The sequence below is a fragment of the Pseudidiomarina salinarum genome, assembly GCF_000753715.1.
Taxonomy (GTDB): domain Bacteria; phylum Pseudomonadota; class Gammaproteobacteria; order Enterobacterales; family Alteromonadaceae; genus Pseudidiomarina; species Pseudidiomarina salinarum.
The window spans coordinates 779,894-796,972 of sequence record NZ_JPER01000001.1 but is presented as its reverse complement, the minus strand read 5'-3'; the positions used below and the strand labels follow the sequence as shown (position 1 = coordinate 796,972).

The following is a 17,079-nucleotide window of genomic DNA, read 5'->3' as shown; positions in this document are numbered from 1 at the left end:
TCTTGGGCGTTATCACACTAATTATATGATTGCGTATAATGTATATTATGTTAAATAGACTATTATAGAAGAAAGCCTGGTAGCAGTGACTGCTCACACCACCAGGCTATTTCTGTAGCTATTATTGGTCTTGTGCAGCTTCCATTTCGCGCTCAAGGCGATTGGTTTCATCGGCACGCGGTTTACTGAAGCGTGCCAGCCCAAGATAAATCACCGGCGTTAAGTACAAGGTAAACAGCACGGCAAAGGCTAATCCACCAAATACCACCCAGCCAATTGAATTCCGGGCTTCAGCCCCTGCGCCAATCGACAGAATCAAAGGTAACGCGCCTAACAAGGTCGAAACCAGTGTCATCATGATTGGACGCAGCCGTATTTCAGCGGCGTTTTCGATTGCCTGTCGCACATCCTGTCCCTGGTCACGCAGCTGGTCAGCAAACTCAACCAGCAATATGGAGTTCTTGGCGATAAGGCCAATCAGCATCACCAGCCCTATTTGCGAGAAAATATTGATCGAGGTACCAGTAACAAAGAGCGCGAAAAACGCAGCCGCAATACCAAAAGGTACGGTTGCCATCACTACCACCGCACTGTTGAGGCTCTCAAACTGCGCCGCTAATACCAGCAAGACAATCACAAACGCCAGGACATAAGTCATGGTCACTTCACGCGCGGTTTCCTGATAGGCCTCAGCTTCGCCCAGTAATACCATACCTATATCGTCAGGCAGGTGTTCAGCAGCCAGCTCCTGCAAGGTTTCCACCACATCTTCCAGTGCCAGTTCTGTCGGCATCTCCATATCGATTTCGATCGCCCGGCGCTGTTTCCGCCGTTCGAGCTCGGCCGCCACACCTTCTTCAACTATGGTTGCCAGGCTCGACAGTGGTACCAACTCACCGGTAGCTGAACCGACATACAGGTTGGCGAGATCTGACGGATCATTAATCTGGGTTCGTTCAGCCTGTAACATGATAGGTACGGCCTGGTCACCAATGTTCAGGTCAGCGACGTCATCACCGTTGATTGCAACCCGCAAGGTTGTAGAGATATCGCTAAGCGGAACGCCCAGTTCTGCCGCACGCTGACGGTCAATGACAACACGCAGTTGGGGCTGGGTTGGCTGAAATGAAATACGCGGATAGCCTACCTGTGGCATGCGATCCTGAATGATTTTGCTGAAGTTCTGCGCCGCTTCGAATATGCCTTCATAAGTTTCGCCGGTCAGTGCAATTTCCAGACCGCCACCCTGCCCGCGCAGATTCAGGCTGTTTGAGCCAAAGGCACGGGCCGGAGCGCCAGGAATGTTACCCAGGGGCCCGCTGATTTCGTCGATGATTTCCTGCTGGCTGCGATCGCGTTGTTCCCAGTCGGTTAAGCGCACGGTAATAAACACTAGGTTTGGATCCCATTGGCCCACCGTGGTGTTGATACTGTCCACGGCACCGCCATTCACATAAGGCAGCAAAATTTCTTCCATCTTGCGCGCCTGGCGATCCATAAAGTTCAGGCCCACGCCATCAGGACCACGCGCGAAAATCCGGATAGTGCCGCGATCTTCCGTCGGCATCAGCTCATTATCAATCTGGGTATAGAACCAGACCGAGCTCCCGGCAATTAAACAGCTTACGGCAAACACCCAAACCGCTTTATTGAGTACCCAGTTTAAAGTGCGTGTATACCAGCCTTTAAAACGGTTGCCTAACCGCTGCAGTCGTGTTTCTTTGTGCGCTTTCAGCGGTAACCGGGCGGTGAGCGCCGGCACCAGCGACAACGCCACAAAAGACGAAATAATAACGGCGGCGGCCAGTACCCCGCCAAATTCACGGAATAACCGCCCTGCTGTTGAAGGGAGAAAGGCAATAGGCACAAATACCGCCACCAGCACCGCGGTAGTCGCAACCACGGCGAAAAACACCTCCCGGGTACCTATGACAGCGGCCGCGCGGGCACCCAGCCCCATCCCGCGGCGGCGCTGAATGTTCTCAGAGACCACTATGGCATCGTCGACAATGAGGCCAGTTGCCAGCACCAGCGCCAGGAGGGTCAGGATATTAATAGAGAAACCGAGCGCCCAGATCACCGCGACCGAGCCAATCAGTGCGACCGGTATAGCCAGCGCCGGTATTATGGTCGCCCGTCCCGAGCCAATAAACACCCATAATGTGGCAATAACCAGCAAAATGGTCAGGCCGAGTGAGGTAATCACTTCTTCAACAGAACTACGAATAAACTTGGCATCGTCAGAGGTGAGCTGGATTTGAAGCTCAGGATATTGGTCTCGTAACCGCTCAACCAGTGTCAGTACCTCATTTGAGATTTTGATGGTATTAGACTGAGCCTGACGGATAATGCCCAGGCTCAGTACCGGTTTGCCATCCAACCGAACCATGCTGCTGGCATCAGCGGGGCCAAAAAAGACCGTGGCCACATCGCCGACGCGGGTAACGCCTTCAACCACAATATCTTCGACGTCTTTCACCGTGACTGAACTGGCATCAGCGCGCACGATTAACTGCTGATCCGTAGACTTCAGGCTGCCTGCGGGCACATCAAAAGGCGCCTGACGCAAGGCTGCAGCCAATTGCGTAACTGAGAGGTTATAACTCGCCAGGCGTAATGGGTCGATAACCACCCGCAGGACCATGCGCCGGTCGCCGTTAAGGCGCACATCAGCGACGCCCGGTATACTCAGGAAATTGGGCGCCAGATCGGTTTCAACCCGCTCCGTCAGCGTTTCCAGGTTCAGGGTTTCACTTGAAATTGCCAGCGAGACCACCGACTCAGCATCGCTGTCAGCCTTAATAATAGCGACGTTCTCAACTTCTTCCGGTAACTGGCGCTGTACCCGGCTAACCGATTCCCGGGTTTCATTTGCGGCGTTATCCAGGTCTACTCCCGGTCGGAACTCGACCACAATACGGGAGCTACCTTCTTCGCTCGAGGCGCGGATGGACTTAACCCCGCTGACCCGCGCCACAGCGCCCTCAAGGCGACTGGTCACTTCAGTATCTACCGTTTCAGGAGCGGCGCCGGGATAACTGGCGGACACCGTGATCAGCGGGCGGTCAACGTCCGGCAGTTCGCGAACTTCAACGCCATTTATCGCGGCATAGCCCGCGATGATAATAAGCAGGTTCAGAACAATAATCAGGATTGGCCGGCGAATCGCCATTGAGGGTAAGTCGTTCAGTTGCGGAGCCCATTTCATCAGTTCGTCTCCGCTGCCTGTTCAGTGCGTACTTGCTGTCCTTGCCGCAGTTGTTGAACACCTTCAACAATTAACGAATCGCCGAGCTGCAGATCGCCGGATACCAGAATCCGCCCTTCCAGCCGTTGTTTGATTTCAACATCGACGCGCTTCGCTTTATCGTCCTCAACAACCCACAGATAGGCCCCCTCAGCACCCCACATCAGTGCAGCTTCCGGAATAACCGGGTAGCTATTCCCCTGCAAGGCTACACTGACCCGAAAACTCATGCCAGGCCGGAACTTATCCCCGTCATTATCGAGCAAGGCCCGTACCCGTATGGTCCGGCTGCCCGGCAGAATGCGGGAATCGATGTGAACAATTTCAGCTGAATAGGCGTCCGCCTGCCGGTTCCACGGCCGCACCGACAGGCTGGCATTTTGCTGTAACAGGGGTAACGCCAGTTCTGGCGCTGCAAAATCAATGTAAAGCTGTTCGCGCTGATCCAGCGTGGTGATCAGGGTCTGTGGCGTGATCCTGTCACCTTGTTCTACTTCAGTAATTCCCACAAATCCGGCAAATGGTGCCCTCACCTCACGATCGTCAAGCGCGGTACGGGCTTCATCGACAGCAACTTTTAATAAGTCACGGATGGTAATAGCATCGTCAAGCTGACTCTGCGGGATCGCGCCCTGCTGCCGGCTGGAACGCAACCGTTCTACCGTGCGCTCAGCGTCGGCAAGTTCAATTTTTGCCCGTTCCAGGGCTATTTGCTGACGGCGGTTATCCAGTTGCACTAATAGCTCGCCCTGTTCGACATAATCACCAGCGCGGAAGGTTACCTCGCGCACCAGATCGCCCACCGCCGGAAACAGATCAACCGATTGTACTGCTTCTGCGTAACCGACAGCGTCCACGCGCTCTTCCTCGCGCTCAAAACCAAGCGGCTGAACCAATACCAGCGCCGAGGCCTCGCTACCCCATTGCTGAGCGAATGCACCCGTTATGCCGGTACAAGTTAAAACAATGAATAATCCGAATCGGCCAGACAACGTCATAAATGGTCTATCCTTGATAAAAAAATCAGATTTACAGTCGATGGTTCGTTTAATAGGGTTATTTGAACAAATACGATCACAAAAGACTGTCTAAGTTCGATGAACCGTCATCCTTATACGCCAGTCGCACGTTGATCGTTTTTTTAACCAGTGGCGTACCCGTTTAATGGCAACGCCCTGGATACATTAGTGAATACATTGTAACAGCCTGTCACTTAATATGGAGATCACCTTTTCTCTATGAACATACGGACTACGCGATTAACACTGTGCCTCGTGTTATTGGTACCACTGGCGGCGCAAAGCCAGGAGCGTGCCGAAGTGGCGGTAACCCGGGTCACCCAGCAGGCTGTTATTGAGGAAATCAGTAGCAGCGGTTCACTGATTAGTTTGCGTAATGCTGAAGTCAGTGTAAAAACCGCAGGGGCCGTGCAGACCACCGCAGTAGATGCCGGTGACCGTGTTCGTGCTGAGCAGTTATTACTGCAACTGGATGACAAGTTAATACAACGTGAACTTGCACTGGCGCAGGCCCGTGAACAACAGGCCGGGGTGCTGGCAGACGATGCCAGACAGCAACTTGATGAGCTGATTGCGCTGGCTGAGGAAGATAACGTTGCCGCCAGCGAAGTGCGCCGGGCCCGGGCCAGCTTCGCTGGCGGGCACGTATCGCCGTCATCGCCGACTATCATCAGCTCGAAGCGCCCTTTAACGGCATCGTTGCGCAGCGCCATGTCGCTGCCGGTGAGTGGCTGAACCCCGGTGATACGGTCTATCAGTTAGTCGACCTTGAACAAGTTTATGCTGATTTCTACCTGCCTGAAAAAGCCTCGCGCATTATCAACAATGACTTGAGCGTTGAACTGCATATCGCCGGTTCTGATCAGAGTTTCAGCGGTAAATTGACGGAAATTGTGCGGGTCGCGGACATTCCCAGCCGCACCTTTCTGGTTCGGGTACAGCCAGAACAGGCGCTGGTTGAGCAAGCCATTATCGGCGCGCCACTGACCGGCCTGTTTCGCATTGAACTGGCAGAACAGGGGCTGGTGGTGCCGCGCGATGCCTTGTTGCGTTATCCCGACGGCCGGATAGCGATCTGGGTCATTAACCGCGATCAGGAAAACTCCCCCTACGCCGAACAACATATAGTAGAAATTGGCAGGAGCTTTGACGGCCTGATCGAAATTGTCAGTGGTCTGAAGGAAGGCGACATCGTTGTAGTAAAGGGTAACGAAGCCTTACAGCCTGAGCAACCGGTGGAAATCATAGACGCCGACGAAGCTAGTGCCGAGGCCAGCAATTAATGTTTGAAGCCATTATCCGTCGCGGGATCATTATGACCGTGGGAGTACTGATCCTGGTCGTGCTTGGTATCATGGCAACCTTCCGTATACCGGTACAGATGATTCCCGATCTTGAAGTCCGCACCATCTCAGTGCAGACCACCTGGCCCGGCGCCACCCCCCCAGGATATCGAAAAAGAGATCCTGATCGAGCAGGAAGAGTACCTGCGCAATGTGCCGAACCTCCAACGCATGACAGCCACTGCGGTAAGTGGCCAGGCCACGGTTGAACTGGATTTTCCCTTTGGTGTTGATGTTACTGAAACCCTGATTCTGGTCAACAATGCTTTGAATCAGGTTCGCGACTACCCTGCCAACGTCGATGAACCGCGGATCTTCGCCGCTTCCTTCTCCAGCAATGCCTTTATGTACTACCGGGTAAGCCCCCTGCCCGGCAATCCGCAACAACTGAATATGGTTATGAAACGAGACTTTGTTGAGGATAATGTCCGCAACCGCATGTCCTCTGTGGGCGGGGTCTCACAAATTACGGTCAGCGGTGGTGCTGAGCGGCAGATCCAGATCCATCTTGATGCACAGGCATTAGCTAACCGGCAAATTCCGGTTACCCGGATCCGGGACGTTATCCTGAATCGCAATCAGGACACCTCTGCCGGTGAGGTGGAAAGCGGTAAGCGTCGTTATCTGCTGCGCACCGTCGGTCGCTACGACGACTTTGAAGCACTTAAAAACACCGTCATCGCACAACAAGGCGATCAGATAACCAGACTACGCGATGTGGCAACCGTGGTTTTTGATCACTATGAACTGCGCTCAGAGTCCTGGACTGCTAACGAACAGGTCATCGGTCTGCAAGTACAGCGCGAACTTGGCTCCAATGTCATCGACATCAAATATGCCATGGAGACCGAAGTTGAGCGCATCAACGAGGAGATACTCAAACCCGCTGGGATGATCCTCGAACTCACCTCCGATGATGTGCGCTACGTTGAAGCATCGGTTGCCAATGTACTGAAAAATCTGGCTTTAGGCGCTGTATCTGCCACCCTGGTCATGTATTTGTTCCTGCGCAATATTAAAATCACCGCAGTCGGCGTACTCGGCATTCCTATTTGCACCATCGCGGCATTTCTCGGCCTGTTACTTTTTGATCGCACCATTAACGTTATTTCGCTTGCCGGCGTTGCTTTTGCCATAGGCATGACCCTGGATAACACTGTGGTGGTGCTGGAGAGCATTGAGCTGGCCCGCAAGCAAGGCATGAAGCGCTTTGAAGCCGCTGTGACCGGCGTGCGCCAGGTCTGGCCAGCGGTACTGGCGGCAACGCTCACCACTATTATGGTATTTCTCCCGATTGTTTTTATTCAGGAAGAGGCCGGCCAACTTTACTCTGACGTGGCCATTGCCATTGCTTCGGCGATTTTTGTTTCTATGCTGGTGGCTATTACCCTGGTGCCAACCCTGCTCGCCCGTGTTGACTTCCCAAGCGACGACGATCGCACTGGATCAGACTTAAAAGCTGCTGCCGTAGCGCGCTTTGCACGCACGTTCAGTTCCCGCAAGGCGCGTATTACCACGCTTATTGCCACGCTTGTAACGAGTGGCGCTATCGTATTCTGGCTGACACCGCCAGCTGAGTATCTCCCCGAAGGCGAGATCCCTGCTTTAATGACCTTCACTTTAAATGTGTCGCCTGAGAGCATCATGATCATCGCGGAAACGAAAGTTGATGCTGAAATCCAGCCGCTGATGGATATCATCACCCGGAAATACGAAAGCTATCCGGGCATGCGTGCTTTTGCCTCTAAAGGCTCGATAATCAGTAGTAATGATGGGGGAACCCGCAGTGTTAATCTGGACATTTCAGGCGCTGACCTGCAAGCCGTGTATCGGGTTGCCCTCGCCGCTTATCGTAAGGCTGACACGGTACTTGAGCGTCCCCGTATTTATATAGCGCGGCTGGGCCCCAGAAGAATCTCGATCAACTGCCTGATCTGCCGGTCTATGGCCCTCGCGGTGGGCCCGTACCCCTGTCATCACTGGCGGAAATTGTCCAGACGGTCGATACCAGTACCGTGCGCCGGGTTGATGGCCGCCGAACGGTTACCTTAAATATTATCCCGCCGCAGGACATCCCGCTCGAGCAAGGGGTGCAGATTGTCATGAGTGACGTTGTTGGTGACTTGCGCGACCAGGGGGTGATTCCCGCCGATATTACCACCAGTATTTCCGGCGCGGCCGACCAGCTGGCCGCAACCCAGGCTGAACTCTCGACCAACTATATTGTTGCGCTGGTGATCATTTACCTGTTGCTGGTTGCGATTTTCAGCCACTGGGGTTATCCCTTGCTGATAATGGCCACCATCCCGTTGGGTGTTGCCGGCGGGCTGATCGGCCTCGCACTGATGAACGGCGTCGGCTCGCTGCTACCGTTATTTGGCCTGAGGGAACTCCATCAACCCTTTGATATGATCACCATGTTGGGCTTTTTAATTTTAATGGGGACTGTGGTCAATAATCCGATCCTGATCGTCCATCGATCCGTTGAGAATGCCCGCGAGGCAGGCAAGAATATTGTCGAGGCTGTAAAAGAAGCAGTGGATTCCCGTATCCGCCCTATCGCCATCGCGACCATTACCACCGGTTGCGGTCTGTCGCCGCTGGTATTTATTCCCGGTGAGGGTACAGAACTATATCGGGGCGTCGGGGCTATCGTACTCTTTGGTCTGATAGGGGCAACACTGGTGACCCTGACGACCTTACCGGCACTGACAGTTATGGTATTGAAGATTCGTGAGCGCTGGCGTCAGTAACAAATTCAAAAGCATATACCGGTGGCAAGTCACCAAGTTCACCAGTAAGAGGGATGGTAACCCGCCAGCGCATAACCGGCTCGGTGCAGGCACCAAGGATAATCTGTGCCTGCCATACACCCGGAGATACTTGCTGCCATTGCACCGGCATATGGCCCATATTCATGTTTACTCCGGACACCCGGCTGAGCTCTGGTTGTACCTGCGGCAGTAGCCTCAGGCTAATCGTCAGCGGCCTTTCGACGCGCGGTTGCTCTGGATATAATGTAACGCTAAGGTTATCATCGGCATGGTCGACAACGGGCGTTTGCTGTGGCGCTGATTCAGGGCTACAGTTAACCGTCATGAGTACACAAAATCCGATCATCAAAAGTGCTTTTACGTTCATAAAATAGTTTCTCAAAGGGCAACGCTGAAGCCAGGTTGAACATTTTTCACCCAAGCAGTGACGCGACTTGATATTTCGCAAGTTTTTGCCTGTATTTTTGTGGGTATTCCTCGTAAAATGCGCCGGTTTGTTGCACTCTCCGAGCAGGATTCCGAGCAGGATTCCGAGCAGCATTAAATTTTAGTCATATTACTCTGTTTCTCACTCAGAGCATAAGCCGCGGAAACATAAGATGAGCCAAACGAGTCCATACAAAGTAGAATATAACTTAAAGGTTGTCCGGCAGTTCGCTGTGATGACTGTCATCTGGGGAATTATCGGCATGACAGTGGGCGTGTTAATCGCTGCGCAGCTGATCTGGCCGGTCCTGAATTTCGAAACATCATGGCTGACCTACTCGCGCCTTCGTCCCCTGCATACCAATGCCGTTATTTTCGCTTTCAGCACCTCGGCACTGATGGGTACGTCCTTCTATATCGTACAGAAAACCTGCCGCACAGCGTTATTCTCTAATCGTCTCGCTTCCTTTGTTTTCTGGGGCTGGCAGGCGGTAATTGTACTGGCCGTGATTACCTTACCCCTTGGCCTTACTTCCAGTAAGGAATACGCGGAACTCGAATGGCCTATCGACATTCTCATCGCGCTGGTCTGGGTTGCCTATATTATTGTGTTTTTCGGAACCCTGGTGCGTCGCCGTACACCACACATCTACGTGGCAAACTGGTTCTATGGCAGTTTTATCGTTACCGTGGCGGTACTGCATATTGTTAACAGCATGGTTATCCCAGTTTCCTTTACCAAGTCATACAGCCTGTATTCAGGTTCCATCGATGCCATGGTGCAGTGGTGGTACGGCCATAACGCGGTAGGCTTTCTGCTAACGGCCGGGTTCCTGGGTATGATGTACTATTTTGTACCAAAGCAGGCAGAACGGCCGGTTTACTCATACCGCCTGTCTGTAGTCCATTTCTGGGCTCTGATCTCACTTTATATCTGGGCGGGCCCCCACCACCTGCACTACACCGCGCTGCCAGATTGGGCACAGTCGCTGGGAATGGTGATGTCGGTGATTCTGTTTGTCCCATCCTGGGGTGGCATGATCAACGGTATTATGACCCTGTCAGGTGCCTGGCATAAACTGAAAACCGATCCTATTCTGCGCTTCCTGATCGTGTCGCTGTCGTTCTACGGCATGTCGACCTTCGAGGGCCCGATGATGGCGATTAAATCGGTTAATGCGCTTTCTCACTACACCGACTGGACCGTGGGTCACGTGCACTCTGGCGCGCTGGGCTGGGTAGCGATGATTACTATCGGCTCGCTTTACTACATGATTCCGCGCCTGTGGAGCCAGACTGAAATGTTCAGCGTGCGCTGGATTAACACCCACTTCTGGCTGCATACCATCGGCGTTGTACTTTATATTGTTTCGATGTGGATTTCCGGTGTCATGCAAGGTCTGATGTGGCGTGCGGTTAACTCTGCTGACGGTACCCTTACCTACAGCTTTATTGAAGGTGTTGAAGCGTCCTATCCGTTCTGGTTTATCCGCTTTGCCGGTGGCCTGTTTATTGTCGCGGGTATGCTGTTGATGGCCTATAACGTCTGGCTGACGATTCGTGCCGGTGAGCCGACCGTCGAGAGCATTGACGTTGCGCCTGCTAACCCAACAACGAAGCCAGCATAAGGAGTCGGCATCATTATGAAAAATGTGAAACATGATTTTGTTGAAAAGAATGTTGGCTGGCTGGCAATCCTGTTGACCATAGCTATCTCAGTTGGTGGCCTGGTAGAGATTGTCCCGCTGTTGTTTCAAAAACAGACCAACGAGCCGGTTATTGGCTTGCAGCCATACACAGCGCTGGAGCTTGAGGGCCGGGATATCTATATCCGTGAAGGCTGTAACAACTGCCATAGCCAGATGATCCGTCCGTTCCGGGCGGAGACAGAACGCTATGGGCACTATTCACTGGCCGGCGAGCACGTGTGGGAACATCCGCACTTATGGGGTTCTAAGCGGACCGGTCCTGACCTCGCCCGGGTTGGCGGCCGTTACAGCGATGAGTGGCACTATGTGCACCTGATGAATCCACGGGATGTCGTACCTGAATCCAATATGCCAGCTTATCCGTGGCTTGCAGAAAACACCCTGGATGGCGAATTGACCGCTAAAAAAATGGAAACCTTCCGTAAATTTGGCGTTCCTTACACGGACAAAGACATTGCCAATGCCCGTGCCAGCGTAAAAGGTCAGACCGAAATTGATGCGCTGATCGCTTACCTGCAGGTACTCGGAACAGGCTTGCAACAGCAAGGTAATTAATATGGATTACATCACCTGGCGTAGTTTTTACACTGTATTAGTTTTCGTACTCTTTATCGGTGTGGTTTGGTGGGCTTTCAGCAAAGGGCGTAAACGGCGCTTTGATGATGCAGCCAAGTCAATTTTTGACGAAAATGAACTAACCTCAACCACCAAAGAAAGTACAAAACAGGAGTCAAAGAATAATGAGTAGCTTCTGGAGTGCATGGATCATCGTACTGACCCTGGCCTTTCTGGTCGGTATCATCTGGCTGCTTCGCTGGAATATGCATAATTACACCGGTATTAAAGAAGGCGAACTGATGGATCATGACTTCGACGGTATCGTCGAACTCAATAATCCAATGCCCAAATGGTGGACTTACCTGTTCTGGATAACCATCGTATGGGGCTTTATCTATCTGGCGCTCTACCCTGGCCTTGGTAACTTCAAGGGGTTATTAGGATGGAGCAGCTCGAACCAGGAGGTTCGCTCGCTGGAAGAATCGCGAGAGGCAACAGAAGCACATCGCGAAGCTGGCCTTATTGTTCAGTATGACCGCGAAATGCAACAGGCGGAAGAAGCCTTTGGTCCGGTGTTCGAAGCCTATGCGCAACAGCCTATTGAAGAGCTGGCCAAAGATTCCGAAGCGTTAAAAATCGGACAGCGGCTCTACCTGCAGAACTGCGCGCAATGCCATGGTTCCAACGCCATGGGCGGTAAAGGCTTCCCTAATCTGGCGGATGACGAGTGGATTTGGGGCGGTAGCCCGGAAGCAATTAAGCATTCACTGTTATACGGCCGCGTTGCCCAAATGCCAGCCTGGAGTGAGCAGTTCTCAGACCAGGAAATTACTGAACTGGCCGCTTACGTGCTCAGCCTGAGTGGCCGCAAAGTTGATCCTGACCTGGCCTCCGCGGGCCAGCAGAATTACGGCGTATGCGCGGCCTGCCATGGCATGGACGGTAAAGGCAACCAACAACTTGGGGCCGCCAACCTGACCGATAACATCTGGCTTTACGGCGGATCTCAGGCAGCAGTTGAGGAAACCCTGCGTGATGGTCGTAATGGCGTGATGCCGGCCTGGAAAGATATTCTGGGTGAGGATAAAGTACACGTTATCAGCGCTTACGTTTACGGGCTGTCGCAGTAATTCGAGAAACCCCGCTACGGCGGGGTTTTTTCTATGACGAGGTAGTAAAGGTTTTATGTCTAAACCCTGGTATAAACAGTTCTGGCCGTGGTTTCTTATGTCACTGCCGTTTTCGGTGATCATTGCCATGATCATCACCTTGATTATCGCTGATAGCTATGGCGATAACCCCATGGTGGTCGACAACTATTATAAAAAGGGCCGCGGCATTAATGCTGAGGTAGAGAAAGTTCTGGCCGCCCAGCAATTAGGCATTGAGCTGACCTTCGCTCAGCGCGCCCGGGAATTCACAATTCGCTTTAACAAAGGGCAGCCGGAGCAGTTAACCGCACTGACGGTGAGCTTTTATCACGCGACCCAGGCTGAAAAAGACTTCAGTCAGGTACTCACTGCAGACGCTCAGGGCGTCTTCCGCGGCCAGTTGCCGGTTACCGCTGAGCAAGGTAAGTTCACCATTACCGTGGTCCCTTATACCCGTGCCTGGCGCCTGAGCCAGACCATTAGTTTACCAGTGAAAGAAATTATATTGCGGCCCCTTACCTATGGCGTGTAGCAATGGCTATCAAGCTTCCTGAGGTTCCGGCCGGAACCTGTTTCCACTGCTTACAGGCGCTGCCCGCCGATGGCGGCTATAGTGCCCGGCTGGCCAATCAGGACGTAGCCGTATGCTGCTATGGCTGCCAGGCCGTAGCCCAGACCATAAACGAACAAAAGTTGCTGCATTTCTACGTTTACCGGGATACCACCAACCCGTTACAAATTCCGCTGCTGCCCGAAGAGCTTCAACAGTTGCAGGCTTATGACGATGAGCGTCTGCAGGCCCAGTTTACCCGCACCACCGATCAGGGCCGTCAACGTGAGCTGACCCTCTCGGTTGAAGGCATGACTTGTTCTGCCTGTGCCTGGCTTATCGAACATCATGTTCAGTGGCTGGCCGGCGTCGGCAGTGTCAAAGTGAATGCCACCACTGAGCGCGTCTATATCAGCTGGTATGCCGACCAGATCAAGCTCAGTCAAATCCTGCAGGCTATTGCTGGCCTTGGCTACCGGGCCTTACCATTCGAGTCGGCCACGCAGGAGCAGGATTTCAAACGGCGCCGCCGCTACTATGTCAGACGCTTAGGGCTTGCCGGCCTTGCCACTATGCAGGTGATGATGATTGCCGTTGGCCTGTACTTTGGTGTGGTCAGCGATCTGGATGATAGCTTAAGGCAGTTTATGTGGTGGATAAGCCTGGTGGTCGCGACACCGGTTCTGCTCTACAGCGCTCAGCCATTTTATATCAGTGCCATGCGCAGCATTCAGGCCCAGCGCCCGAACATGGATGTACCGGTCAGTATCGCCCTGCTGGGTGCCTATGGCGCAAGCGCTTATGCCACCTTCATTGGTCATGGCGAAGTCTATTTTGAATCGGTCAGTATGTTTACCTTTTTACTTCTGATCGGCCGCTACCTCGAACTACTTGCCAGGCAAAAAGCCATCAGCGCCGCTACCAATTTAATCAAACTGGTGCCCGCCCTGGCGCAACGCGAAACCGCCGGCGGCGATATCGAAACGGTGCCGGTCAGCGACCTCAGCCCGGGACAAATAATCAGAGTGGCGCCAGGCGCGACTCTGCCCGCTGATGGCATTCTGCTAGACCAACCGGCGACCTTAAATGAAGCCGTACTGACCGGCGAAAGCCGGCCGGTACAAAAACCTGCAGGTACAACGGTTTTAGCCGGTAGTATTAATCAACAGCAGCCGCTGCGCATTGAAGTTACCGCAGCACAACAGGAAACCGTGCTGGCCAGTATCGTCGCGCTCAAAGATCTGGCGCTATCGCGCAAACCACGGCTGGCGCAGGCGGCTGAAAAGCTTGCCAGCACCTTTGTTATCAGACTGCTTATAGTCGCGGCGATAACTTTTCTGGTGTGGTCCTTTATTGATCCGCAGCAAGCGTTCTGGGTTACCCTGGCGGTACTGGTTGCAACCTGCCCCTGCGCTTTGGCCTTAGCCGCGCCAACGGCGGTAACCGGTGCTATCCATAACCTTAATACCCGCGGCGTGGTGCTGCGTAATGCCGATGTACTTAATACAATTCAGGACATCAAAACGGTATTCGTTGATAAAACCGGCACCCTGACTACGGGCGAATTCTCACTACAGCATGAACATATTATCAGTGGCCGCTACAAGCAGGACGCAATCCGGGCCCTGGTGCAGGCGCTTGAGCATCACTCGGAACACCCATTGGCCCAGCCGTTGCGACAACTGACGGCCACCCCTGCCAGCGTTAGTGCCGTGGTGAATCACCCGGGCCAGGGCTTGAGTGGGATCTGGTCGCATTCAGACGAATCACTTCATGTCCGCGTAGGCAGTTTGTCCTTTATCCGCCAATGGCACCCTGAATTCACGCCCGCAGTGGCCGCCAGCCAAATTTTTGTAGCCACTGAACAAGAACCGCTGGCCGAATACCATGTCGGCGATCAAATTCGCATTGACGCCAAAGCCAGCATTGAACAGCTGCAGCAGGCCGGTATTGAAGTCATTATGCTAACCGGTGATCGCGCGGAACTGGCGCAACCGGTGGCCGAACAACTGGGCATTACCAAAGTTTATGCGGATAGCCTTCCGGATACCAAACTCAGTGTGGTGAGCGCGGCACAACAGCAGCATCCGGTGATGATGATCGGTGATGGCATTAATGACGGCCCGGTGCTGGCCCAGGCCGATATTTCGGTGACCTTTGGTCATGCTGCCGATTTAGCCCGGGTTACTGCGGATGTTATGCTGATGCGCAACAATTTTGGCGCTGTGCTTGAGTTCCGGCAGGTGGCGCTGCGTAGTCGCGGGATTCTGCGGCAGAACATCATCTGGGCATTGGTCTACAATATCGGTATTCTTCCTATTGCGATGGCCGGTTTTGTGACCCCCTACATTGCGGCCATCGGGATGTCACTCAGTTCACTTATTGTGCTGGCCAACTCGCTGAGGTTATACCGCTGATGGATAGTCTTTATATTCTGATTCCTATCGCTGTGTTATTCGTCATCATTGCTGTCGGGGTGTTCTTCTGGGCGGTCCGCAGTGATCAGTTTGAGGATCTCGAACGCCAGGGCATGAATGTACTGCTCGACGACGATGATCCCAAAGCAGCTTCTGACAAAAAACCAGCAGATGACAAGCGGGATGCTGATGCCGATTGATGCGCTGGCCGCCTTGCTCATGGGATTGGCCGGCTCCGGCCATTGCCTGATGATGTGTGGTGGGCTGGCCGGCGCCTTAGGCCAACAAGCTTCGGTAACGCGGCTGCTCATTTATAATCTCGGGCGCATCAGCTCCTACACCATCGCCGGCGCGCTGATCGGCGCCGCTGCTGCCAGCATTAGCCAGGTAACCCCTGATGGCTTTGTTTACCTGCGCCTGCTGGCAGCGTTGCTGCTGTTCTGCCTGGGCTTATATTTTGGTGGTTGGTGGCTTGGCCTGCAGCGTATCGAGCGGCTCGGCCGGCCGTTGTGGCGTGCCATACAGCCCCTTGCGGTCAAATTTCGGGCAACCCGCAGTCTCCCCGCTACCGCAGTCGCCGGCATGCTCTGGGGCTGGCTGCCCTGCGGACTGGTTTACAGCGCGCTGAGCTGGGCAGCTGTTAGCGGTTCAGCTGGTAACGGCGCACTGTACATGGCGTTATTTGGGCTGGGCACCCTGCCTGCCATGTTCGCCTTTGGCTGGTTCAGCCGAGCGCTGCAAAGCTTCCTGCAATCCCAGGGATTTCGCCAGCTGATGGGCTGCGTCCTGATTATCTATGCCATCTGGGTGGCAATAATAGCGCTACGCCAGTTACCACTTTTTTCCTGAAGCACGCAATAGTTATCACTTTGGCCGGGAATTAGCTAGACTGACTAACAGGTTAGTCGTTAACGAGGTGGATATGGGTTGCGTGAATAAAATTCTGGCTGTGCTCGACGCCGACAGTCAGCAGCAAAAGGCTCTGAACCGGGCTCTGCATCTGGCACGGCTTAGCGGGGCTAAGCTTACTCTGCTACTTTCTATCTATGATTTCTCCTATGAGATGACCACCATGCTGGCCGCGGAAGAGCGCGACACCATGCGTGACAGCCTCATCAATGACCGCAAAGTCTGGATTGATGATTTACTGGAAGACTACAACACCCGCGATATTGATATCCGGATTGAGGTGGTCTGGCATAACCGTCCCTTCGAGGCCATTATCGAAACCGCCATCAAGGGCGACTACGATGTCATTATCAAAGCGACGCACCAACGCGAAGGTATTGCTAATCTGTTTTTCACTCCCACCGACTGGCATCTGCTGCGCAAAGCGCCCTGCCTGGTATTACTGGTAAAAGAACATGACTGGCCTGAACATGGCAAGATTCTGGCGGCCATCCATACCACCGGCGAGCAGGAGCATCATCAGTCGCTGAATCAGCGCATCACCGAAGCGGCACAGGAGTTTGCCGGCTGGCTGCAAAGTGACGTACATCTGGTTAATGCCTATCCCGGCGCCCCGGTAACTATCGCCGCTGAGATCCCGGAATTTGATACTGGCAGTTACCGTGAATCATTAAAAGAAAGCCACCGGCAGGCGCTTGCTGAACACGGCGAGAAATTTTCGATCCCCTCAGCCAACCAGCATGTTCATGAAGGCCTGCCGGAGCAGGTTGTACCTGAACTTGCAGAGGAGCTTGATGCCGAGCTGGTGGTGTTAGGCACTATCGGCCGCACTGGCTTCAGCGCCGCCCTGCTGGGTAATACTGCGGAGCACGTAATCGAGCGCCTGAACTGCGATCTGCTGGCAGTAAAACCAGAAGGATTTCAGTCGCCGGTTAAGGTATAATCGCCGCGTTTTTTTCTGTAGACGGTACTCATA

General features: G+C 53.5%; 14 protein-coding genes and 1 pseudogene. 12 read left to right on the top strand and 3 right to left on the bottom strand.

The window, feature by feature from the left end:
* Window positions 1–121: 121 nt before the first annotated feature.
* Together IDSA_RS03810 and IDSA_RS03805 are read right to left on the bottom strand one after the other, a co-directional pair.
* A complete protein-coding gene (locus IDSA_RS03810; RefSeq protein ID WP_034774354.1) occupies window positions 122–3,208 on the bottom strand; it encodes an efflux RND transporter permease subunit in 3,087 nt (1,028 codons plus the stop codon).
* Complete coding sequence (locus IDSA_RS03805; protein ID WP_034774353.1) at window positions 3,208–4,245, bottom strand: efflux RND transporter periplasmic adaptor subunit; 1,038 nt, start codon at window positions 4,243–4,245, stop codon at window positions 3,208–3,210. The genes IDSA_RS03810 and IDSA_RS03805 overlap by 1 nt, the downstream gene beginning before the upstream one ends.
* Before the next feature lie 240 nt (window positions 4,246–4,485).
* Here IDSA_RS03805 and IDSA_RS03800 point away from each other — a divergent pair, with 240 nt between their 5' ends.
* The 3 genes and pseudogenes from IDSA_RS03800 to IDSA_RS03790 all read left to right on the top strand — a co-directional run bounded on the left by IDSA_RS03800 (window position 4,486) and on the right by IDSA_RS03790 (window position 8,362).
* On the top strand, window positions 4,486–5,001 hold the full coding sequence (locus IDSA_RS03800; RefSeq protein WP_126760531.1) for an efflux RND transporter periplasmic adaptor subunit: 516 nt from the start codon (window positions 4,486–4,488) through the stop codon (window positions 4,999–5,001).
* On the top strand, window positions 4,914–5,549 hold the full coding sequence (locus IDSA_RS03795) for an efflux RND transporter periplasmic adaptor subunit (RefSeq protein WP_084694027.1): 636 nt from the start codon (window positions 4,914–4,916) through the stop codon (window positions 5,547–5,549). Before IDSA_RS03800 ends, IDSA_RS03795 begins: the two co-directional genes overlap by 88 nt.
* Window positions 5,549–8,362: pseudogene (locus tag IDSA_RS03790) on the top strand (efflux RND transporter permease subunit). Before IDSA_RS03795 ends, IDSA_RS03790 begins: the two are co-directional and overlap by 1 nt.
* Here the strand turns inward: IDSA_RS03790 and IDSA_RS12090 are convergent.
* The gene (locus tag IDSA_RS12090; RefSeq protein ID WP_126760532.1) at window positions 8,325–8,708 is read right to left on the bottom strand and encodes a hypothetical protein; all 384 of its coding nucleotides are present in this window, start codon (window positions 8,706–8,708) and stop codon (window positions 8,325–8,327) included. The pseudogene IDSA_RS03790 and the gene IDSA_RS12090 sit on opposite strands and share 38 nt — an antisense overlap.
* Before the next feature lie 274 nt (window positions 8,709–8,982).
* Here IDSA_RS12090 and ccoN point away from each other — a divergent pair, with 274 nt between their 5' ends.
* The 9 genes from ccoN to uspE all read left to right on the top strand — a co-directional run bounded on the left by ccoN (window position 8,983) and on the right by uspE (window position 17,046).
* On the top strand, window positions 8,983–10,437 hold the full coding sequence (gene ccoN, locus IDSA_RS03780; RefSeq protein WP_034774348.1) for a cytochrome-c oxidase, cbb3-type subunit I: 1,455 nt from the start codon (window positions 8,983–8,985) through the stop codon (window positions 10,435–10,437).
* A gap of 15 nt (window positions 10,438–10,452) precedes the next feature.
* Window positions 10,453–11,073, top strand: coding sequence for a cytochrome-c oxidase, cbb3-type subunit II (gene ccoO, locus IDSA_RS03775; protein ID WP_034774347.1), 621 nt, complete (start codon window positions 10,453–10,455; stop codon window positions 11,071–11,073).
* A gap of 1 nt (window position 11,074) precedes the next feature.
* A complete protein-coding gene (locus tag IDSA_RS03770; protein WP_034774345.1) occupies window positions 11,075–11,266 on the top strand; it encodes a CcoQ/FixQ family Cbb3-type cytochrome c oxidase assembly chaperone in 192 nt (63 codons plus the stop codon).
* Window positions 11,259–12,206 (top strand): cytochrome-c oxidase, cbb3-type subunit III, encoded by a 948-nt coding sequence (ccoP, locus tag IDSA_RS03765; protein ID WP_034774342.1) that lies wholly within the window; start codon window positions 11,259–11,261, stop codon window positions 12,204–12,206. Before IDSA_RS03770 ends, ccoP begins: the two co-directional genes overlap by 8 nt.
* 55 nt (window positions 12,207–12,261) lie before the next feature.
* Window positions 12,262–12,759, top strand: a complete 498-nt coding sequence (locus IDSA_RS03760; protein WP_034774339.1) for a FixH family protein — start codon at window positions 12,262–12,264, stop codon at window positions 12,757–12,759.
* A 2-nt stretch (window positions 12,760–12,761) separates the two neighbouring features.
* Window positions 12,762–15,194 (top strand): heavy metal translocating P-type ATPase, encoded by a 2,433-nt coding sequence (locus IDSA_RS03755; protein WP_051986042.1) that lies wholly within the window; start codon window positions 12,762–12,764, stop codon window positions 15,192–15,194.
* On the top strand, window positions 15,194–15,394 hold the full coding sequence (gene ccoS, locus IDSA_RS03750; protein ID WP_034774336.1) for a cbb3-type cytochrome oxidase assembly protein CcoS: 201 nt from the start codon (window positions 15,194–15,196) through the stop codon (window positions 15,392–15,394). Before IDSA_RS03755 ends, ccoS begins: the two co-directional genes overlap by 1 nt.
* The gene (locus tag IDSA_RS03745) at window positions 15,384–16,043 is read left to right on the top strand and encodes a sulfite exporter TauE/SafE family protein (RefSeq protein ID WP_051986101.1); all 660 of its coding nucleotides are present in this window, start codon (window positions 15,384–15,386) and stop codon (window positions 16,041–16,043) included. Before ccoS ends, IDSA_RS03745 begins: the two co-directional genes overlap by 11 nt.
* A gap of 73 nt (window positions 16,044–16,116) precedes the next feature.
* The gene (gene uspE, locus IDSA_RS03740) at window positions 16,117–17,046 is read left to right on the top strand and encodes a universal stress protein UspE (protein WP_034774333.1); all 930 of its coding nucleotides are present in this window, start codon (window positions 16,117–16,119) and stop codon (window positions 17,044–17,046) included.
* Window positions 17,047–17,079: the final 33 nt, after the last annotated feature.